Here is a 19,386-nt window from a genome sequence, read left to right on the forward strand (position 1 = left end):
CGATGTCGGCCGCCCTTTCGCTGCCCATCGTGCTGCCCGATACCGGGCGTGGCGCACCGGTCTTCGTCGCCTACAGCGGCGGGCTGGATTCCACGGTCCTGCTGCATGCGCTCGCGGCGATGCGCGAGGTCCGCGAACGCGGGCTGCGCGCGATCCACATCCACCACGGCCTGAGCGACCAGGCCGATGCCTGGACCGCGCAGTGCGAACGCGCGTGCGCGGCGCTCGGCGTGCCCTTGCACGTGGCGCGCGTGGTCGTCGATCGACGTTCGAAACTCGGGCTCGAAGCCGCGGCGCGCGAAGCGCGACAGGCGGCGCTCGCGGCGGAGATGGACGACGGGTCGCTGCTCGCGCTCGCGCATCACCGCGACGACCAGGCCGAAACCTTCCTGCTGCGTGCATTGCGCGCATCGGGCCCCGATGGATTGGCGGCGATGCGGCCGCTGCGGCCGTTCGCGAACGGTTGGCTGTGGCGCCCCTTGCTCGACGTGCCACGCGATGCCCTGCGTGCGTATGCGAGTGCGCATGGCCTGGCCTTCATCGAAGATCCCGCGAACGACACGCTCGCGCACGACCGCAATTTCCTGCGCCACAAGATCCTGCCCTTGCTGCGCGAACGCTGGCCGCACGCCGACGCCGCCCTCGCCCGCTCCGCCGCACTGAGTGCCGAAGCAGCGGCGCTGCTCGCCGACGACGACGCGCAAGTCCTCGCGCAGGCACGCACCGACGACCCGCGCGTACTCGCCATCGACCCCTTGCGCGCGTTGCCCGCCGCGCGCCGCGCACGCGCCCTGCGACGCTGGATCGCCGAACGCGGCCTGCCGCCACTGCCCGCCGAAGGGATCGCGCAAATCGAGCGCGACCTGGCGACCAACGCACCCGACACCGACTTCCGCTTCGAATGGGCCGGCGCCGAGCTGCGCCGTTGGTGCGATCTCTGGCGCGCGGCGCCCATTCCCCCGAAAGTTTCGGCCGATTGGTCCGACGTCTGGGACGGCCGCCTGCCGCTGATCCTCCCCGACGGCGGCACGCTCGCGTTGCTGGGTGCGCCGGCCTTCCACGCGCCCTTGCGCGTCCGCCTGCGCCGCGGCGGCGAACGCATCGCCCTGCCAGGTCGCACGCATTCGCACAGCCTCAAGCACTGTTTGCAGGAGGCCGACATCCCCGCATGGGACCGCGCGCGACTGCCGTTGCTGGTCGATGCCGACGATGCAGTGCTCGCCGCCGGCGACCGCGTGTTGTCGGCGACCTTCGATGCCTGGCTGCGCAAGCACGAGGCGCGCATCGCGTGGACGACGGGGTAGCCCGGCACGACGGCACGCCCCGGGGCCCTGCATTGACCCTGCCCCCGGTGCCGCCGCACACTTGCGCGCATGGCCCACTCGCCCGACACCCCGCCCTCCCCGGTCGCCGATTTCGAGGCTTCCCTCGACCAGCTCGAACAGTTGGTGGAGAAGATGGAACACGGCGAAATGAGCCTGGAAGAATCGCTCGCCGCCTACGAGCGCGGCGTGGGCCTCTACCGCAAATGCCAGACCGCGCTGGAACAGGCCGAACTGCGCGTGCGCCTGCTCACCGATCCGGAACAGCCCGACAACGCCGAACCCTTCGGCGCGCCGACCGCGGATGCCTGACGCCGATTTCGCGGCCTGGCGCGCGCGCATCGACGCAGCGCTCGCCGCCGCGCTTCCCGACGCGAACACCGCGCCGCAACGCCTCCACGCCGCCATGCGTTACGCCGCCACCGATGGCGGCAAGCGCATGCGCCCGCTACTGGTCTACGCGACGGGCACGGCCTTCGGCGCGCCGCTCGACGCACTCGACGCACCCGCCGTCGCCGTCGAACTCATCCACGCCTACTCCCTCGTGCACGACGATCTGCCCGCGATGGACGACGACGCACTGCGTCGCGGCAAACCCACCGTGCACGTCGCCTTCGACGAAGCCACCGCGATCCTCGCCGGCGATGCCTTGCAATCGCTCGCGTTCGAAGTGCTCGCGCATGCGCCGGTCGATGCGCAGCGACGCGTCGGAATGCTCGCCGAACTCGCACGCGCCTCCGGTGTCGCCGGCATGTGCGGCGGCCAGGCGCTCGACATCGATGCGACCGGCGGCGCGAAGATCACGCTCGCGCAACTCGAACGCCTGCATGCGATGAAGACCGGCGCGCTGTTGCGTGCGTCGGTGCGCCTGGGTGCGCTCGCGGCAGGTGTGGATGCCGCCACGCGCGCGCGGCTCGATACCTTCGCCGATGCGCTGGGCCTCGCGTTCCAGGTCCGCGACGATTTGCTCGACGTCGAAGGCGACAGCGCGTCGCTCGGCAAGACCGCGGGCAAGGATGCCGCGCAGCAGAAAGCCACCTTCCCCGCCCTGCTCGGCCTGGACGCCACGCGCGCGCGCCTGTCGACGCTGTCGGTTGCGATGCGCGATGCCCTCGCGCCCTTCGGTGCGCAAGCCGACGCCCTCGCGGCGCTGGGCCGCGCGGCGGTCGACCGGACACACTGAGCCATGGCCCGGCGCAAGCGACGCTCGCGCACGTTCCTCGGCGTCATCGACGCCGTGATGGCCACCGTGGCGCAGGGCTTCATCGATGGATGGGGGCGGCTGGAGCGTGCGTACAAGCGTCCGCTTGCGCGCCTGGCGCTGCACGTGCGATTCGCGTTCTATCCCTTGCTCGCACTCGTGGCCGTCGGTTGGCTCGCGTACGACTGGAACGGTGATCGCTCGCTCGGCGCCGCGGAAAACGCGGTGTTCGACAAGGTCATCAAGAGTCGGCCCATCGAACCGCAACCGTCGAAGCGGGTGATCGTGGTGGAGATCGACGATTGTTCGATCGATTACTTCGACCATCACGGCGAAGGCGGCTGGCCGTGGCGTCGGCAACGCCACGCCGACTTGCTGGACGCACTCGACCGCGCCGCCGCGAAGTCGGTCGGTTACGACATCCAGTTTCCCGATCGTTCGACCAACGATCCGGATGGCGATGGGACGCTCGATGCGATGGCGTTCGGCGGCGAAGGGCGGTTCGTGTTCGCATCCTCGCGCAAGCACTCGGCGTTCGACGATGCCGGCAATGCGATTCCCGCGTCGAAAGTGCCGGGTGCGTTTGCGTTGTCGGCAGATGCAAGCAAGCCCGGCCCACCGGTCGCGATGTTGTTGCCCTACGGCGATGCGATGCGCAGGTACAGCGGCCTGGTCGACATCACGCGTTCCGAAGATGGGATCTTGCGCGACGTGCCGCTCCGCCAGACCGCAGGTGATTGGGGCCTTCCGTCGCTGGCACTCCGGTTGGCGTCGCAGGACACCGGGCGCCCGTTCGCGGCGTTTCCCGAATCGGTGCGCATCAATTGGCGCTCGAATTCGCGCCTGCCCTACGTCAGCGCAGCCGACCTGATCGAAGGCAAGCCGGTTTGCCGCGATGCCAAAGAGGCGCTGCCCAGCTTCAAGAATGCCGTCGTCGTGGTCGGCTACACCGCCTCCGGGCTCAACGACGCCAAGCCCACGCCGGTGGACATGCAAATGCCGGGCGTGGAGGTCCACGCCGAGGCGGTCGCCGCCCTCGTCGACCACAGCGCGATCTGGTTGCCGCCCGCATCGCTGAAGTATTTCCTCGCCGCGCTCCTGGTCGTACTCACCGCCTTCGCCTTCTGGCGTGGCGAACCGGCTACCGACATCGACTCGATCTTCGTCGCCACCAACCTGCTGTTGCTCATCCTCGCGTACGCGGGCCTGACGTTCTTCGGCGTGTTCTTCGACATCTTCGCGAGCGTGGGTTTCGTCAGCCTCTGCTTCGGCCTGTGCCGCACGTATGCGGGCGTGCAACGCGGACGCGCGGTGGGCAATTCGGATTTCCTGCCCGAGTTCGACCCCGACCGGGACCGGTGGATGGTGTTCGCGCGCGTGCGTTTCGCGGTCTATCCCTCGCTCGACGAACATGCGGCCACGCGCCGTCGCCGCGAATACCGCCGCCGCCTGCGCCGTTACCTGTATGCGGGCAGCCACGCGGTCATGCTCGAGGGCGTCGTGGAACGCAAGAGCTGGCTGCACGAGACGCTCGACGATCTGATGGTGCTGGTCTGGAAAGGCGAAACGCGCGCCGAAGCGGTGCAACGCGCGCGCCACGACCTGGGCGCGCTGTACGACCATCTGAATGCGCACAACGATCGCCTCGACGACGACGGCACGGTGAAGGTCTGCGTCGTCACCTCCGAGCTGGACGACAACGCCGACGACAGCCATCGCGGCGAGCGCCTGCGCTTGCGCGAGGCGCTCGGCCACGCGCTGGACCGGCAGGAAGAGTGGCCGCTTTCGCGGGAAATTCCGTTCATGCAAGCAGACCAGACGCGTTCCGGAGCTGCTGCATGCGACACCGATCCATCCGCCGACTGATCCTGGGCTGCGCGCTCGCGTTGTGCAGCGCGGCCGCATTCGCCGCGGGGCAAACCGCGACGGTCCACAAGCCCTCGGTCGACGTGCACGGCGCGCCGGACCTGAAGTCGCCGACCGTCGCGACGCTGAAGCAGAACGAACAAGTCGCCATCGCCGGCCAGCAGGGCCTGTGGTTCCAGGTCACCCTGCCCGCTGGCGGTAGCGGGTTCCTGCGCGTGAACGATGTGCGCATGCAGTATGCGAAGGCCGGCGCGTCCGGCAACGCGCTGTTCACCGGCAAGGCCGGCAAGGGCCGCGTGTCCGAAACCGCGGGCGTGCGCGGCATCGACGAAAGCGACCTGAAATCCGCGGGCTACGACGCCACGCAGATGGCGCAACTGGAAAGCAACCGCGTCACGCCGCAGGCGGCTGCCTCGGATGCGAGCGCGAAGGGACTGCACGCGAAGCAGGTTGCGCTGCCCAACGAGTTCAAGCCCGTCGCCGACGCCGGACCGAAGGCGACGCAGCAGGAGAAGCGCAGCGGGTTCTCGCTCGCGCGCGGCATCATGTCGGCCGTGGGCCTCGGAGCGCCGGCGCCGGTGGATTCGGCGGCCAATGTCGCCGAGGCCGCGCAGGGCAAGTCGGAAACCGAACAGGCCGCCGAAGAAGCCGCGCTCGGCCCGGAAATCGCGGGTCGCGTGCTGGGTGCCGCGAAACTCGTCGACGATCCCGAAGCGCAGGCGCGCGTGAATCGTATCGGCCGCTGGATGGCATCGCAGACTTCGCGCCCCGACCTGCCCTGGAGTTTCGGCGTCATCGATACGCCGGAAATCAACGCGTTCGCCGCGCCCGGCGGCTACATCCTGATCACGCGCGGAATGTACGAGTTGCTCGGCGACGACGAAGAGGTCGCCGCGGTGATCGGGCACGAGCTCGCGCACATCGTGCAGCGCGATCACTACAACGTGATCAAGAAGCAGGAAACGCAGGGTGCGTTGACCGACGCGGCCTCGTCGAACGTCGCCGTCGGCGGCGGCATCGCGGGCAGCATGGCCAAGGAGTACGTGGCCAAACACGGTGCGACGATCATGGCCACGAGCCTGGATCGTGGCGCCGAGTACAACGCCGACCACGCGGCGCAGGTGTACCTGGCGCGTGCCGGCTACGATCCGCTGGCGTTGTATGCGGTGTTGCAGAAGATGATGGCGGCGGGCACCAGCTCCGGGAGCCTGGCGCAGTTGTACAAGACGCATCCGCCGCTCGACGAGCGCCTGGATCGGCTGGACCGCGACCAGGTCGCGGGACGGTGACGGGCTTCTCTTAATCCGGTTCTTCCACGCGCTTGACGCGGGCTGGCGGGCAGCCGACAGTTCGGTTACCGGGCCGCAGTGCGGGCGCGATCCACTTCAACGGGGACACGCAATGAACGATATTGATCCGAGCAACACCGGTTCGACTGGTATTCCGCCCGAAGAGCGCCAGTGGGCGATGTTCGCGCATCTGTCCGCGCTCGTGGGCCTGGTCATTCCGTTCGGCAACATCATCGGGCCGCTGGTGATCTGGTTGATCAAGAAGGAGACGATGCCCTTCGTCGACAATCAGGCCAAGGAGGCGCTCAATTTCCAGATCACGGTGACGATCGCGATGGTGGTGTCGGCGATCCTGATCCTCGTGGTGATCGGGTTCGTGTTGATGTTCCTGATCGGGTTGGCGGCGTTGGTGTTGACGATCATCGCGGCGATCAAGGCGAACGAGGGGACGGCTTATCGATATCCGTTTACGTTGCGTCTGATCAACTGATATTCGCTTCAGGCGATCCGAAAGGGCGGCGCGAGAGCGTCGCCCTTTTTTGTGTCCTTTTGTCCGTAGTAAAGCGCGCTCGGAAAACCGATCGGCGCGTCGCCCGAACGTTGTGCATTCCAAATTTTTTTGGGAAAAAAATTTGAAACGCACAACGCTGGGGCATCACCTTGCGGGTCGCTTCGATCAGGGGGCTTTCGCCCGAGCCGTCTTTGGGGGCTGCAAAGCTAGCTTTGCAGGTAGCTGATCGTTTTTGGGGGCGGCTGCGCTGTTTTTATGGCCGTTGTCGGATGGGGGTGGCGTATCTGCCTGTTACGGGCGGTGGGCCCGCATTTGATCGGAGATGCTGCGATGCGTGCACGAAGCCGGTTGGGCGCTGCTGTGTTGTTTTCGTGTGGGCTTGGGCTGGCGTCGGGGGCGGTGATTGCCGCGGAGGCGATGCCGGCGGGCGACTGTTTCCTGGCGGGGATGAAGGCCAATGACGCGGACAAGGTTGCGTCCTGTTATGCCGATGACGCGATCATCTGGTTCCCGGGTGGGCCGATGGCCAAGGGGCGGGCGGCGATCCGGGATGGGTTCGCGGGGTACATGGCGGCGATGACGGTCAAGGATGCTTCGCTGGCGCAGATGGGCGAGGAAGCGATGGGCGATACGCGGGTGGCGTGGGGGACGTATGCGATCACGCTCGTCGACAAGAAGTCCGGGGCGGAGTCGGTGGAGCACGGGCGGTATGTCGATGTGCAGAAGAAGATCGACGGGCGTTGGCAGTACATCGTCGATCATCCGTCGGATGAGCCTGCGCCGGCGGTCAAATAATTGTCTGGCAACGTTGCGAAAGGGGGAAGCGATGCTGGCGAGTGTCCAGGTGGTTCGCAGGGGGCGCGTGGCGATCGATGTGCTCAAGTTGGCCGTGTGCGCGATCATTTTTACGCACGGGGTTCACCGGTATCTTTACGGTGAGATCGTGCCGCTCGGGAATGTGCTTGCGCAGATGGGATTTCCGTTCGCGCAGGTCCAGGCGCAGCTGATCAATCTCGCCGAAACCGGCGGCACGTTGCTGATCGCGCTGGGGTTGTTCGTGCGAAGCATGTGCGCTGTGTTGATCCTGATCTTCATCACCGGGATCGTGCTTTTCCACTGGCAGGCCGGGTTCTTCATCGTCGGGCCGGGTGAAGGCGGATGGGAGTTCAGTGCGTTGCTGATCGCGTCGTTTGCGGCTGTGGCGATTGATTACTGGCCGGTGCGGGGATGATGTTGGAGCTGGGGCGCAGAGGGTTTCGCTGGTTGGGGTGTGTTCGGCTCCACCAGAGTGGCGCGGCGCGCCGCCGCATTGAAGGGCCTCATTGCTCCGCAAGAGCTCACGCTCCGCAATGAGGCCCTCCAACGCGACGACGACCGCGCACCAGGCGTCGGGTTGCTCGACAGCACTGTGGGGAATGGGGACGTTGCGAATTTAAGCTTGCGCGCGTACAGCCAGCACACCAGACGGGCCGGCGCCTCGCCCGTCGAGGACATCACGACTCGCGTGGGTGCTGGTCCTCGCAAGCGCGATGTCCTCTCTCGGGCATCGGCACCTTCGCGGCGATTTGAGGGGTGAAGCGGGGTCGCGCGCCCTTCACGAAAACGATCGGCTTCCTGCAAAGCTTGCTTTGCAGCCCCCAATGACGGCTCGGGCGAAAGCCCCTTGATCGAAGCGACCCGAAAGGTGATGCCGCAGCGTGGAGAGTTTCAAATTTTTTTCCCAAAAAAATTTGGAACTCTCCACGTTCCCGGCGGCGCGCTAATGCTGGAGCCGGCTCTTCGCTTATTCGCCAGCAACAGTCATCCGCCCAACCAAAATCGACCCACATCGAATATGCGAACGCGGATCCACATCCGATCCGACGGCTTCAATCGCCGAGAACATCTTCTTCAGGTTCCCCGCGATCGTGATCCCGTCGACCGCGAACTTCACCTCGCCGTCCTCGACCCAGAACCCCGCCGCACCGCGCGAATAATCGCCCGTCACCGCGTTCACGCCCTGCCCCATCAACTCGGTGACCAACAGCCCGCGCTTCATCCCGCCGACCAACGCGTCGAAATCGCCCGCGTTCGCACGCACCTGCAGGTTGTGCACCCCGCCGGCATTCGCCGTCGTCTGCAAACCGAGCTTGCGCGCCGAATAACTCCCGAGCACGTACCGCTGCAACACACCGCCGTCGACCAGCGACGACGCACGCGTCGCCACGCCTTCCGAATCGAAGGACGCCGAACGGAAGCCGCGCATCAGGAACGGATCTTCTTCGATGGAAAACCAATCGGGGAACAACTGCGTGCCCACCGAATCGACCAGGAAACTCGCGCGCCGATACAACGCGCCGCCAGAGACCGCGCCCAACAAGTGCCCGACCAGCGAACGTGCGATTTCCGCCGCGAACAACACCGGCACCTCGCCCGTCGGCAAGGAACGCGGCGCCAAGCGCGAGGCCGCGCGTTCGGCCGCACGGCGCCCGACGGATGCCGCCGAATCCAGGTCGTCCGCGGAAATCGCCGTCGTATACCAACCGTCGCGCTGCATCTGGTCGCCGCGGCCGGCGATCAACGCGCAACCGATCGTGTGCTGCGTACTGCGTTCGGCACCGAGGAAGCCGTGCGAATTGGCGTACACACCCAGCGATTCGCTGCTGCCCACCGAGGCACCGTCGCTGTTCTCGATGCGCGCATCCTGGTCGCGGCCGGCTTGCTCGCACGCCAGTGCGATGTCGAGCGCGCGGTCGGCGTCGATCTCCCAGGGATGCCAGGCGTCGAACTCGCGCAGGTCCTTCGCCATCAGCTCCGGATCGGCCAGGCCAGAGGCTTCATCGTCCTCGGTGTGCCGCGCGATCGCGCAGGCCTGTTCGACCGTGGAGGCCAGGCTCTCCTCGCGCAGGTCGGCGGTGCTGGCGCTGCCCTTGCGCTTGCCGAAATACACGGTGACCGCGATCCCGCGGTCGCGCGTGGATTCGACGGTTTCCACCGCGCCCATGCGGACGTTGACGTTGAGGCCGTGCTCCTGCGAGCAGGAGACCTCGGCCTGGGAGGCGCCGGCGGCGCGGCAACGGTCGAGCAGCTGGCGCGCGATGTCCGACAGCACGCCCATGCGGGCGACGCTCTCGTCGCGGGAGGAGGCCTGACCGGCCGTCGACAGGGGGGCGTTGTCCAATGGTCTATCCTTGAAAGCGAACAATGGCAGGGATCGGGCGATGCGCGGGAAGGACGATCAAACCGGTGAGTTCTACAGCCCCAGCCGCAGCGAACAGCGCCGCGCGGCGCTGGACGTGCTGGAACTGGGCGGCAAGCTGGCGGTGCTGAGCGACGCCCAGCTGGCGAAGCTGCCGATTCCCGACAGCCTGATGCCGCACATCCTCGAGACGCGCCGCATCACCTCGCACATCGCGCACAAGCGGCAGCTGCAATTCCTGGCCAAGCAGATGCGCCGGGAAGACGAAGAAACGCTGGATGCGCTGCGCGATGCGCTCGACGAAAAGGGCGAGGCGTCGCGGCGTGAAGTGGCCGAAATGCATCGCGTCGAAGCCTGGCGCGAACGCCTGATCGACGGCGGCGACGAAGCGCTGGCCGAATTCCTCGACGCGTTCCCGCAATCCGACCGCCAGCGCCTGCGCACGCTGGTGCGCAATGCGATCGAGGAACGCAATCGCAACAAGCCGCCGCGTGCGTTCCGCGAGATCTTCCAGGTCGTACGCGAAGCGATGCAGGCCGAGCGAGAAGAAGGGAATGGGGAATAGGGGAATGGGGAATAGTAATTTCGCAGGGGCTGCAGCCGCCGCGCCACGACTATTCCCCATTCCCCATTCCCGCTCTTGCGCAAACGGCTTCACGCCTGCGTCCCACCCACAGTCAGCTGATCGATCAGCAACGACGGCTGCCCCACGCCCACTGGCACGCTCTGCCCATCCTTGCCGCACACGCCCACGCCTTCGTCGAGCGCGAGGTCGTTGCCGATCATCTTCACGCGCTGCATCGTTTCCGGGCCGTTGCCGATCAGCGTGGCGCCCTTCACCGGCGCGGTGATCTTGCCGTCTTCGATCAGGTAGGCCTCGGTGGCGGAGAAGACGTACTTGCCGCTGGTGATGTCGACCTGGCCGCCGCCGAAGTTCACCGCGTACAGGCCCTTCTTGACCGAGCGGATCATTTCCTCGGGGTCGTGGTCGCCGGCGAGCATGTAGGTGTTGGTCATGCGCGGCATCGGCAGGTGCGCGAAGGATTCGCGGCGGCCGTTGCCGGTGGGCTGCATGCCCATCAGGCGCGCGTTGTGCGTGTCCTGCATGTAACCGACGAGCACGCCGTCTTCGATCAGCGTCGTGCAGGCCGTCGGCGTGCCTTCGTCGTCGACGTTGAGCGAACCACGACGGTTCGGCAGCGTGCCGTCGTCGACGATGGTGACGCCCGGCGAAGCGACGCGCTGGCCCATGCGGCCGGCGTAAGTGGACGTGCCCTTGCGATTGAAGTCGCCTTCCAGCCCATGGCCCACGGCTTCGTGCAACAGCACGCCGGGCCAACCGTTGCCGAGCACGACGGGCATCAGGCCCGCGGGCGCATCGATGGCTTCGAGATTGACCAGCGCCTGGCGCAGGGCTTCGCGCGCGAAATGTTGCGGCTTCCCGTCCGCCAGCAACTCGGCGTACGAATACCGCCCGCCACCGCCCGCGTAACCACTTTCGCGGCGGCCGTTGTGTTCGACGATCACTTGCACGTTCAGGCGCACGAGCGGGCGCACGTCGGCGGCGAGCACGCCGTCGCTGCGCGCGACCAGCACCGTGTCGACGCCACCGGCCAGCGACACCATCACCTGCTTCACGCGCGGGTCGGCGGCGCGCAGGAAGCGATCGATCTCGCGCAGGGCTTCGACTTTTTCTTCGTTGGCCATGCCGTCGATCGGATCGTCCGACGAATACAGGCTGCGACCGGTGCCGGGCACCAGCGCGCGCGGCAAGGCCGACGAGCCGTCGCGCGCGATCGCACGCGCGGACTTCGCCGCTTCGATCAGCGCAGGCGTGTCGATCTCGTCGGAATACGCAAAGCCGGTTTTCTCGCCGGAGATCGCGCGCACGCCGACGCCTTGTTCGATGGCATGCGCGCCGTCCTTGACGATGCCGTCTTCCATCGTCCAGCTCTCGCGGCGCGCGTGCTGGAAATACAGGTCGCCGAAATCGATGCCGGGCCCGAGCAACGCGCCGAAGGCCGTATCGAGTGCCCCGGTGGCAAGGCCGGCGGGGACGAGCAGGCGGTTTTCGGCGATCTTCAGCGGCAGGGTCATGGGCGATCCAGGATTGTTGCGTCGGTGACGCAGACTGAGATGGTGATGCAACACGCGTGACGCAACCGCCTGCGGCGGCTCATCCGTTCGGGGAATCGTCGGCCGATGCGCTCGACCGCCCCTGCGGTTCGGATTTCTTGGTGACTTCGACCTTCGGGTCTTTCCAGGGGCCGGTCACGTGGTAGGTCTTGGCGGTCAGTTGGCCGATGGGCTTCTTCAGCACCGCATTGGCCGCCGCGCCGATGGCCGCGCCCACGGGGCCGCCAACGACGGCACCGGCAACGGTCAACAGGTTGCCCGCGCGCGGGACGACTTCGACGGTCTGGTCGAAGGTCTGCGCCTGCAGGTCGGCGGCGCCGCGGATCTGGATCTGCGCCGCGGGGCTGTCGATGGTGAGGTCGTCGGTGCGCGCCTTGCCCTGCGACAGGCGCACGTGGCCGTCGATGCGATTGAACGCCAGGCCCTTGGAATAGAAATCGCGGAAGTCCAGCAGCAGGCGCCGCGGAAGTTGGGCCAGGCTCAGCAGGCCGAGCACGCGGCCGGCGCCGGGCTCGATTTCCAGCAGCGTGCCTTCCTTCACGTCCAGCGCCAGCGTGCCATCCACGCCGCGCGCACCGAATTCGCGCGGCGCACCGGGCCAGGTCGCATCGAACTTCGCCGTGCCCTGCCCGCTGGCCAACTGGCCCGCCAGGCCGAAGCCATCCATCAACTTGCCGAAATCTTCGCTCTGGATCTGCAGGCCCACGCGCGTGCGCGCCGCCGCGCCCATGCCGTTCCAGTCGCCGGTCACCGCGATCTTGTGCTGGTCGGACTGCGCTTGCAGCGTGTCGAAACGCATGCCGGTTGCGGTCGGCCGCGTGCGGATGACCGCCGCGCCGAGCGACAGCGCGTTGATGCGCAAATCGGCGACGTCGAAGCTCAATGCGGGAATGGTGGCCGGATCGATCGGATGCGCATCGGGCACCGGCGGTGTGGCGGGTGCGTTGGCGGGTTTGACCGGCGAATGCCAATACGCGCGGTCCATGCGGCCGGTGATCGCCGCGCCCTGCGCATCGGGCACGGTCGCGGTGCCGGCGAGCGCGGGGCCGCTGACCACCACGCTGCTCGCGTTGTTGTTGGCGGGCGACACCTGCACGCGCGCATCGGGAAACACACCACCAAGCAGCAGCAGCTTGTCGGTGCGCACGTCGATGCGTCGCAGCGGCAATCCGCCGCCGCCCTTCGCGTCGCCGCCGCTCTTGCCGCTTTCGGCCAGGCCGATCCAGTCGATGAGGTCCAGCGAGGGCGCATGGCCCGTCGCGACCAGGCCCGAGGCCGGCGGCGCTTCGTCGACGCGATCGCTGCCGACCACCACGCGCAATCCGGTCTGATCGCCGCGCGTGCGTGCGCGCAGCGCCAGGAGGTTCGCGAAGGCGACGCGTACCTCGCCTTCGCCGAGCGGAAGATCGGCTTCGATCGTCGCGGGCAACGCAGCATTCGTCGCCTTGTGCAGCGGCGCCGGCAGGTCGAGCGTGGTGCCGACCAGCGTGGAGCGCAGCGTGAGTTTCGTGGGCGATGCCGTCCCGCCGCTCGCCTTGGGCAATGCGAGCGAGACCGTCCACGGCGAGCGCCCCTCCAGGTAGGAGCGCAACCAGCCCAGGTTGCCCGCGCGATCGATGAGTGCCTTGGCCTCCATCGTCACCTGCATGTCGGCTTCGAAGGCCTGCGCCTTGTCGCGCACGAACGCCGTGCCCGCGCGCAGGCCGAGCGTGCCCGGCTGGCCTTCGTGGAGCACCGTCAACGCATTCGCCGCGAAACCACCATCGCCGTAATCGGCCTTGCCGCGCACGTCTTCGAATGCGAGGTCCCAGCGCTTTTCGCGCAGGCGCGCGCCCTTGAGTTCGACCGTGCCCTTCGTGCGACCCACCGCGTGCGGCGAATGCAGCGGCAGGAGCATGTCGAAGGTGACGTCCGCCGGACCGCTGGCTTCGATGTTGGCGAGCGTTTCGCCGTTTTCCTTGTTGAGCGGGCTGTGCTGCAACAGGCTCACGAGTTTCGATGCATCGCTGGAACCTTGCGCCTGCACGTACAACTCGGACTTGCTGAAATCCGGGATGCCCGCGCGGATGTGCGGGATGTCCACGCCGGCGATCGTCGCTTTGCCTTCGACCGAAAACCCGTTGCCGACGAAGCTGATGGGACCGTACATGTGTTCGGTCGCCGGCCAGTCGGGCGAGAACTTCACGGTCGCGTCGTCGAGCTCGGCATCGGCGCGGAACAAGCCGTTCTGGTGCAGGAAGGGCCAGTCGTCGAGATCGCCGGAAACGATCGCACGGCCGTTCTTCAGCGAACCGCCGACCAGCGCCGCGTCGAGCCAATGCTCCGTCGCATCGGGCATCAGGTGACGCACGAGGAAGCCCTTGGCCGTCGGCAGCAGCGTCGGATCCAGGTCGACGGCGAAGTCGATCCACGGCCGCGTGCCGTCGTTCTGGAACCACATTCCGCCGCGCGCGTGCAGGCCGAAATCGCGGCCACGCACGCGGAAGCCATCGGTGCCCACGCGCCAGCCTGCGCCTTCGCGCCACAGCGCGATGCGCCCGGCGAGCGTCACCGGATGCACGACGCCGAAACCGGCCGGCCAGTCGAAATCGACGGTGGATTTCGGATCGGCGGTGAACACCAGGCCATCGCCATCGCCGATCACTTCACCCGCGAGTTGGCGCAGGCCCGGTGAATTGCCGACGGGCGCGAAGCCCACGCCCGAAAGCGTGCCGTGCGCCTGCAACGCGCCGGCGTGCATGCCGACGACTTCCACCTGTTGCAGCAGGGCTTGCGGCTTCGCGAGCAGGATCCAGCGGCGCAAACCCGCATCCATGCGATCGCTGAGCGCGGCGGCGGCGAGCAAAGGACCGGCGTCGACGCGTTCGGCGCGCATGCCGAAGCGCGTGCCGCCGATCAGCAACAGGCCGTCGAGTTTCTGTTGGCTCTTGTCGGTGTGAATGAGCAGCTTGGGTGCATCGAAACGCCACTCGCCGCCGTTGTGTTTCAGGCGCGCACGCAATTCCACGTGGCCGAAGCGCGCCTGCGGCACGCGCACGCCGCTCGCATCGCGCAAAGGCGCGCCGCGCAACGCGACATCGTCGAGCTTGGCGTCGGCGATGATCGAAGCGACGCGATGCCCGCGCAATTGCGCCCAGGCCTGCGCACGCCCGTGGCCCGACTGCGCTTCCACGCCGAGCACGTGCAGCAGCGGCGCCCACGCGCCGAGGTCGGCCTTCACCGCGCCGGCGTAGGCCTGGCCGTCGCCGAGCTTGCGGTCGAAGTCGAGCGCCGCGTCGAGCGGCGAAACATTCGGCCGCATCCATGCGCGCATGCCGCTGCGGATGCGGTCGCCTTCCACGCGCAGGCGCAGGTCGATGCGCGGGACGGTGGCGTCGATGCCGAGCGTCGGTGCGACCACATGCAAACGCCCACCGATGATCTGCAATTCGCCCAGGCGTTCGAGCGCGGCGAAGGGATCGCCGCCTTCGGTCTGCTGCCCCGGCAAACCGCGCACGGACCAGAAGCCGTCGGCCGCGCGTTCGACCGTGAGATCCAGGCCGCGCAGGCGCAACTCGGAGAATGTCCCGCCCGGCAACAACCCGCCGTAGAGCGAGACCAGCATTTCGGTGTCGCCGATGAGGATCGATTGCGCGCCGTCGCCCAGGCGCAGATCGTCGAGCCGCAACAACGGGCCGCGCCGCGTCCATTGCGTTTCGACTTTCGCGAAATGCACAGGACGTCCGGCGCGTTGGCTCAGCCACGCGGCGATGCGGTCGGGATGTGTTTCTGCGAGCGGCAACAACTGCTTCGCAAGGCCGACCAGCAAGGCGACGAAGATGACGGCCACGAGCGCGCCATAGCCGACGAAGCGCCGCGCGTGCCGCATCCTGCGTCGAAAAGGCGTGGGCATCTACCGGGTCCCGAGCCCCGCGTCCCGGGCCCCGGCTTCAGAGCAGCACGACATCGAACTGCTCCTGCAGATACTGCTCGTCCGCCTGGAACCGGATCGACTTGCCGAGGAACTCCTCCAACTCCGCCACTGCCGCGCTTTCTTCGTCGGTGATGCGCGCGACGACTTTCGGCGAGGCGATCACCAAAAGGCGCGCGGCTTCGAACTGGCGCACCGCGCGCGTGATCTCGCGGAAGATTTCGTAGGTCACCGTTTCGGAAGTCTTGAGCGTGCCGCGGCCGCCGCATTCGTGGCAGGGCTCGCACAGCTGGCGCTCGAGCGATTCGACGGTGCGCTTGCGCGTCATCTCCACCAGGCCCAGCGGCGAGAAGTCGTACACCGTGGTCTTGGCGTGGTCCTTGGTCAGCGATTTCTCGAGCGTGCGCAGCACCTGGCGGCGATGCTCGGCGTCGGTCATGTCGATGAAGTCGATGATGATGATGCCGCCGAGGTTGCGCAGGCGCAGTTGGCGGGCCACCGCCTGCGCCGCTTCGAGGTTGGTGCGGTAAACGGTTTCCTCGAGATTGCGTTGACCGAGGAAGGAACCGGTGTTCACGTCCACGGTGGTCATCGCTTCGGTCTGGTCGATGACCAGGTAGCCGCCGGACTTCAGCGGCACTTCTTTTTCGAGCGCGCGCTGGATTTCGTCTTCGACGCCGTACAGGTCGAAGATGGGGCGCGCGCCGCTGTAGGGTTCGATCTTCTCGGCCAGGCCCGGCATGTATTGCGCGGCGAAGGTCTGCAGGCGTTCGCAGGTTTCGCGCGAATCGACCTTCACCTTTTCCACGTCGCGGCGGATCAGGTCGCGCACCGCGCGCAGCGGCAGGTTGAGGTCTTCGTAGATGCAGGCGCCGACCTTGGTCGTGCCCTGCTGGTCTTCCACCAGCGCCCACACGCGGCTGAGGTAGGCGATGTCTTCGGCGAGCGCTTCGGCCGGCTGGCCTTCGGCGTTGGTGCGCACGATGTAGCCCTGCTCGCTGCCGCCGGCGAATTCGGCGACGAGGCTTTTCAGCCGCGCGCGTTCGGTTTCGTCTTCGATGCGCGAGGACACGCCGACCACGCGCGACTGCGGCAGCAGCACGAGATAACGCGAGGGAATCGAAAGCTGCGTCGTCAGGCGCGCACCCTTGCTGCCGATCGGGTCCTTGACCACCTGCACGACGACGTCCTGGCCTTCGCGCAACAGCTCCAGGATCGGGCGTGTCTGCGCGGGCGGCAGCGGGGCTTCCTCGCCGGCGGGCAAGGTCGATGCACGCACGATGTCGTTGGCGTGCAGGAAGGCGGCGCGGTCCAGGCCGATGTCGACGAAGGCGGCCTGCATCCCGGGCATCACGCGCTGCACGCGGCCCTTGTAGATGTTGCCGACCACGCCGCGCCGCCAGCCGCGTTCGATGTGCAGCTCCTGCAGCATGCCGTTCTCGACCACCGCCACGCGCGTTTCGCGCGGGGTGACGTTGACCAGGATTTCCTCGCTCATGCGCGTGTCCCCCCGGTCGACGGCGCGATCCCGAATTCGCGCAACAGGCGCGCGGTTTCGTACATGGGCAGGCCCATCACGCCGGAGAAGCTCCCGGCCAGGTGCGCGATCAATACCTGCGCGCGCCCCTGGATACCGTAAGCGCCGGCCTTGCCGTCCCACTCATGGCTGGCAAGGTAGGCCGCGATGTCCTCGTCGGACAACGTGGCAAAGGTCACCTGCGATTCGGAGACCACCTGCGCTTCGCGCCCGGCGCTGACCACGCTCACGGCGGAGATCACCTGGTGGGTGCGGCCGGAGAGGCGGCGGAGCATCGCGGCGGCGGCGTCGGCATCGCGCGGCTTGCCGAAGACTTCATCGCCGAGCACCACTTCGGTGTCGGCGCCGAGCACGACCGCGCCGGGCGTGGCCATCACCTGCAACAGGCCGGCACCGGCCTTCTCGCGGGCGACGCGGCGTACATAATCGCCCGCGCCTTCCGAAGGCCCGCGGTGTTCGGGGATGTCGAGCTCGAGGGTGCCGAACGTGTATCCCAAACGGGACAGCAGTTCGGAGCGTCGAGGGGAACGCGAGGCGAGATGCAGCATCGCCGGGAGTCTAACCCGCGGCTGTACGGAGACATTCGCATGGCTTCGGCTCGACCCCGCCAAGGCTCACAGTTCGTTCACTCCGCTGCACCAGAAGTGCCGCGATACGGAAAGCACACCCTCACCAATGGAGCCACGAATGACCCTTCGCCCCCTCACCCTGTCTGCTGCGCTCGGCCTTGCCCTCGCCTTCGGAACCGCCATGCCCGCCCACGCCCAGAGCACCCAGACCGCCCCCATCCCCGCCGACGGCACGCTGCTCTCGGTGTCGGCCCAGGCCGAGTCCCGGCGCGTGCCCGACGTAGCGACGATCTCCGCCGGCGTCGTCACGCAGGCCGCCGATGCCAACGCCGCGATGCGCGACAACGCCACGCAGATGGACGCGGTGATGAAAGCCGTGCGCGCGGCGGGCATCGCCGAGCGCGACATCCAGACCGCCGGCATCTCGGTGCAGCCGCAATACAAGTACGCCGAGAACACGCCGCCGACGATCACCGGCTACCAGGCCAGCAACACGGTGAACATCAAGGCGCGCGACATCGGCAAGCTCGGCAAGGTGCTCGATGCACTGGTGGCCAGCGGCGCCAACCAGGTCAACGGCCCGTCCTTCGAAATCGACAAGCCCGAACCGGCCTACGACGAAGCGCGCCTGGCCGCGCTGGACAAGGCCAAGGCGCGCGCCGAGACCTACGCCAAGGCGATGGGGCTGCGCGTGCGCCGCGTGGTGAGCATCGCCGAGGGCGGCGCCTCGCGCCCGCCGATGCCCTACATGATGCGTGCGCAGGCCAGCGATATGGCGATGGCCAAGGAGACCTCGGTCGCGCCGGGCGAAACCACGCTGTCGGTGAGCCTTGACGTGGTTTTCGAACTCGGTCGGTGACACTGCGGCCATCGCGCCCTGCGCGCATTCGCGAGTCCAGCGCCATGGCCGACAAGCAACGCGATACCCCGCCCGCGGCAGACCCGCGGGCGGGTCGTAACCCGGGGTATGCCGAGAACCAGCCGCGCGACAAAGGCGATGCGCAGGCGAAGGGACCCAAACCCGGCAACCAGCCCGACGAACCGGGCATCGATCGCGATACGGACGAACAGGGCGATCCGGCGAAGAACGCGTCGAACCACTGAGGCGACGCGTTTCGCGATACCGCAACCCCGTTGTGCAAGCCCGTGCGTTGGACCTGATGCCACCACGGAGGCCATGCCATGTCGCACACGATCGCGCCGTCGATGTCCCGCCGCCCCGCGCAAGCCGGGCATCTGCTCGAACGCCCGAGTCCTGCACGCATCACCGCGATCGCCGGTGTGATCGCGCTGCATGGTGCGGCGTTGATGTTGCTGATGATGCCGATGGCGCCGCCGCAGGCGTTGCCGGAAGAAGACGTGGTCATTCCGATCTTCCAATTTCCCAGGCACATCGATCACCCGCCGCCTCAGCCGCCCCCGCCGCCGATCCGTCACCTCCTGACGCATCCGACCGTCGCGCCGACGCCGGTCCCCGTCGCGCAGCCGCCGGTGGTCGATCCTGTCGGCGAAGACGTCGCACCGCCCTACGATCCGAACCCCGACACCGCGATCCCGATCGAAACAACGCCGCCCGTCGTCGGCCCGATCCACGCCGACAGCCTCGAATACGCCAGCGCCCCGCCGCCGGCCTATCCGCGCGAGGCGATGATGCGCCGCGTCGAAGGCACGGTGATCCTCGAAGTGTTGGTCGGCGTCGATGGCGTGCCGCTCGACGTGCGCGTGCAGACGAGCAGCGGCAACCGCTCGCTCGATGAAGCAGCGCGCAAGCACATCCTGAAGAAGTGGAAGTTCAAGCCGGCGACGCAGGATGGGCACGCGGTGCAGGCGGTGGGCCTGGTGCCGGTGAAGTTCGTGCTGCGGTGAT

General features: G+C 67.5%; 17 protein-coding genes. 12 read left to right on the forward strand and 5 right to left on the reverse strand.

Features of this window, described 5'->3' with window-relative positions:
- Positions 1–2: 2 nt before the first annotated feature.
- From tilS to AB4059_RS04450, 8 genes are all read left to right on the forward strand, one after another.
- Complete coding sequence (gene tilS, locus AB4059_RS04415) at positions 3–1,304, forward strand: tRNA lysidine(34) synthetase TilS (RefSeq protein ID WP_498976946.1); 1,302 nt, start codon at positions 3–5, stop codon at positions 1,302–1,304.
- A 69-nt stretch (positions 1,305–1,373) separates the two neighbouring features.
- Positions 1,374–1,634 carry an exodeoxyribonuclease VII small subunit gene (locus AB4059_RS04420; protein WP_498976948.1) on the forward strand — a complete coding sequence of 87 codons (261 nt, stop codon included), beginning with the start codon at positions 1,374–1,376 and terminating at the stop codon, positions 1,632–1,634.
- Positions 1,627–2,505 (forward strand): polyprenyl synthetase family protein, encoded by an 879-nt coding sequence (locus AB4059_RS04425; RefSeq protein ID WP_498976950.1) that lies wholly within the window; start codon positions 1,627–1,629, stop codon positions 2,503–2,505. Before AB4059_RS04420 ends, AB4059_RS04425 begins: the two co-directional genes overlap by 8 nt.
- A 3-nt stretch (positions 2,506–2,508) precedes the next feature.
- Positions 2,509–4,389, forward strand: coding sequence for a CHASE2 domain-containing protein (locus AB4059_RS04430; RefSeq protein WP_498976952.1), 1,881 nt, complete (start codon positions 2,509–2,511; stop codon positions 4,387–4,389).
- Positions 4,362–5,678, forward strand: a complete 1,317-nt coding sequence (locus tag AB4059_RS04435; protein ID WP_498976954.1) for a M48 family metalloprotease — start codon at positions 4,362–4,364, stop codon at positions 5,676–5,678. Before AB4059_RS04430 ends, AB4059_RS04435 begins: the two co-directional genes overlap by 28 nt.
- Positions 5,679–5,790: 112 nt before the next feature.
- Positions 5,791–6,168 (forward strand): DUF4870 domain-containing protein, encoded by a 378-nt coding sequence (locus AB4059_RS04440; RefSeq protein WP_498976956.1) that lies wholly within the window; start codon positions 5,791–5,793, stop codon positions 6,166–6,168.
- Positions 6,169–6,606: 438 nt separating this feature from the next.
- Positions 6,607–6,984 carry a YybH family protein gene (locus tag AB4059_RS04445; protein WP_498976958.1) on the forward strand — a complete coding sequence of 126 codons (378 nt, stop codon included), beginning with the start codon at positions 6,607–6,609 and terminating at the stop codon, positions 6,982–6,984.
- Positions 6,985–7,015: 31 nt separating this feature from the next.
- The gene (locus tag AB4059_RS04450) at positions 7,016–7,420 is read left to right on the forward strand and encodes a DoxX family protein (protein ID WP_498976960.1); all 405 of its coding nucleotides are present in this window, start codon (positions 7,016–7,018) and stop codon (positions 7,418–7,420) included.
- 552 nt (positions 7,421–7,972) lie between these two features.
- On the opposite strand, the gene pmbA is transcribed toward AB4059_RS04450, so the two are convergent.
- The gene (pmbA, locus tag AB4059_RS04455) at positions 7,973–9,286 is read right to left on the reverse strand and encodes a metalloprotease PmbA (RefSeq protein ID WP_498977834.1); all 1,314 of its coding nucleotides are present in this window, start codon (positions 9,284–9,286) and stop codon (positions 7,973–7,975) included.
- A 103-nt stretch (positions 9,287–9,389) separates the two neighbouring features.
- Between pmbA and yjgA the strand changes: the two genes are divergently transcribed.
- Entirely contained in the window at positions 9,390–9,932 is a 543-nt protein-coding gene (gene yjgA / locus AB4059_RS04460) for a ribosome biogenesis factor YjgA (protein ID WP_498976962.1), read from the forward strand.
- A gap of 89 nt (positions 9,933–10,021) precedes the next feature.
- Here the strand turns inward: yjgA and tldD are convergent, their stop codons facing one another.
- The 4 genes from tldD to AB4059_RS04480 all read right to left on the reverse strand — a co-directional run bounded on the left by tldD (position 10,022) and on the right by AB4059_RS04480 (position 17,498).
- Positions 10,022–11,464 (reverse strand): metalloprotease TldD, encoded by a 1,443-nt coding sequence (gene tldD / locus AB4059_RS04465; protein ID WP_498976964.1) that lies wholly within the window; start codon positions 11,462–11,464, stop codon positions 10,022–10,024.
- A gap of 79 nt (positions 11,465–11,543) precedes the next feature.
- The gene (locus AB4059_RS04470) at positions 11,544–15,395 is read right to left on the reverse strand and encodes a YhdP family protein (RefSeq protein WP_498976966.1); all 3,852 of its coding nucleotides are present in this window, start codon (positions 15,393–15,395) and stop codon (positions 11,544–11,546) included.
- A 37-nt stretch (positions 15,396–15,432) separates the two neighbouring features.
- Complete coding sequence (gene rng, locus AB4059_RS04475; RefSeq protein WP_498976968.1) at positions 15,433–16,911, reverse strand: ribonuclease G; 1,479 nt, start codon at positions 16,909–16,911, stop codon at positions 15,433–15,435.
- Positions 16,908–17,498, reverse strand: a complete 591-nt coding sequence (locus AB4059_RS04480) for a Maf family protein (RefSeq protein ID WP_498976970.1) — start codon at positions 17,496–17,498, stop codon at positions 16,908–16,910. Before AB4059_RS04480 ends, rng begins: the two co-directional genes overlap by 4 nt.
- A 139-nt stretch (positions 17,499–17,637) precedes the next feature.
- Here AB4059_RS04480 and AB4059_RS04485 point away from each other — a divergent pair, with 139 nt between their 5' ends.
- From AB4059_RS04485 to AB4059_RS04495, 3 genes are all read left to right on the forward strand, one after another.
- Positions 17,638–18,378: an SIMPL domain-containing protein gene (locus AB4059_RS04485; RefSeq protein WP_498976972.1), complete on the forward strand. Its 741-nt coding sequence runs from the start codon at positions 17,638–17,640 to the stop codon at positions 18,376–18,378.
- A 44-nt stretch (positions 18,379–18,422) separates the two neighbouring features.
- On the forward strand, positions 18,423–18,623 hold the full coding sequence (locus tag AB4059_RS04490; protein ID WP_498976974.1) for a hypothetical protein: 201 nt from the start codon (positions 18,423–18,425) through the stop codon (positions 18,621–18,623).
- 78 nt (positions 18,624–18,701) lie between these two features.
- Positions 18,702–19,385: an energy transducer TonB gene (locus AB4059_RS04495; protein ID WP_498976976.1), complete on the forward strand. Its 684-nt coding sequence runs from the start codon at positions 18,702–18,704 to the stop codon at positions 19,383–19,385.
- The last annotated feature ends 1 nt before the right edge of the window (position 19,386 follow it).

This window comes from Lysobacter sp. 2RAF19 (assembly GCF_052115395.1).
Classification (GTDB): Bacteria; Pseudomonadota; Gammaproteobacteria; order Xanthomonadales; family Xanthomonadaceae; genus Noviluteimonas.

Coding starts and splice junctions, on each gene's coding strand:
- tilS (WP_498976946.1), top strand. CDS start 3: ATGTCGGCCGCCCTTTCGCTGCCCATCGTGCTGCCCGATACCGGGCGT.
- AB4059_RS04420 (WP_498976948.1), top strand. CDS start 1,374: ATGGCCCACTCGCCCGACACCCCGCCCTCCCCGGTCGCCGATTTCGAG.
- AB4059_RS04425 (WP_498976950.1), top strand. CDS start 1,627: ATGCCTGACGCCGATTTCGCGGCCTGGCGCGCGCGCATCGACGCAGCG.
- AB4059_RS04430 (WP_498976952.1), top strand. CDS start 2,509: ATGGCCCGGCGCAAGCGACGCTCGCGCACGTTCCTCGGCGTCATCGAC.
- AB4059_RS04435 (WP_498976954.1), top strand. CDS start 4,362: ATGCGACACCGATCCATCCGCCGACTGATCCTGGGCTGCGCGCTCGCG.
- AB4059_RS04440 (WP_498976956.1), top strand. CDS start 5,791: ATGAACGATATTGATCCGAGCAACACCGGTTCGACTGGTATTCCGCCC.
- AB4059_RS04445 (WP_498976958.1), top strand. CDS start 6,607: ATGCCGGCGGGCGACTGTTTCCTGGCGGGGATGAAGGCCAATGACGCG.
- AB4059_RS04450 (WP_498976960.1), top strand. CDS start 7,016: ATGCTGGCGAGTGTCCAGGTGGTTCGCAGGGGGCGCGTGGCGATCGAT.
- pmbA (WP_498977834.1), bottom strand. CDS start 9,286: ATGGGCGTGCTGTCGGACATCGCGCGCCAGCTGCTCGACCGTTGCCGC.
- yjgA (WP_498976962.1), top strand. CDS start 9,390: ATGCGCGGGAAGGACGATCAAACCGGTGAGTTCTACAGCCCCAGCCGC.
- tldD (WP_498976964.1), bottom strand. CDS start 11,464: ATGACCCTGCCGCTGAAGATCGCCGAAAACCGCCTGCTCGTCCCCGCC.
- AB4059_RS04470 (WP_498976966.1), bottom strand. CDS start 15,395: ATGCCCACGCCTTTTCGACGCAGGATGCGGCACGCGCGGCGCTTCGTC.
- rng (WP_498976968.1), bottom strand. CDS start 16,911: ATGAGCGAGGAAATCCTGGTCAACGTCACCCCGCGCGAAACGCGCGTG.
- AB4059_RS04480 (WP_498976970.1), bottom strand. CDS start 17,498: ATGCTGCATCTCGCCTCGCGTTCCCCTCGACGCTCCGAACTGCTGTCC.
- AB4059_RS04485 (WP_498976972.1), top strand. CDS start 17,638: ATGACCCTTCGCCCCCTCACCCTGTCTGCTGCGCTCGGCCTTGCCCTC.
- AB4059_RS04490 (WP_498976974.1), top strand. CDS start 18,423: ATGGCCGACAAGCAACGCGATACCCCGCCCGCGGCAGACCCGCGGGCG.
- AB4059_RS04495 (WP_498976976.1), top strand. CDS start 18,702: ATGTCGCACACGATCGCGCCGTCGATGTCCCGCCGCCCCGCGCAAGCC.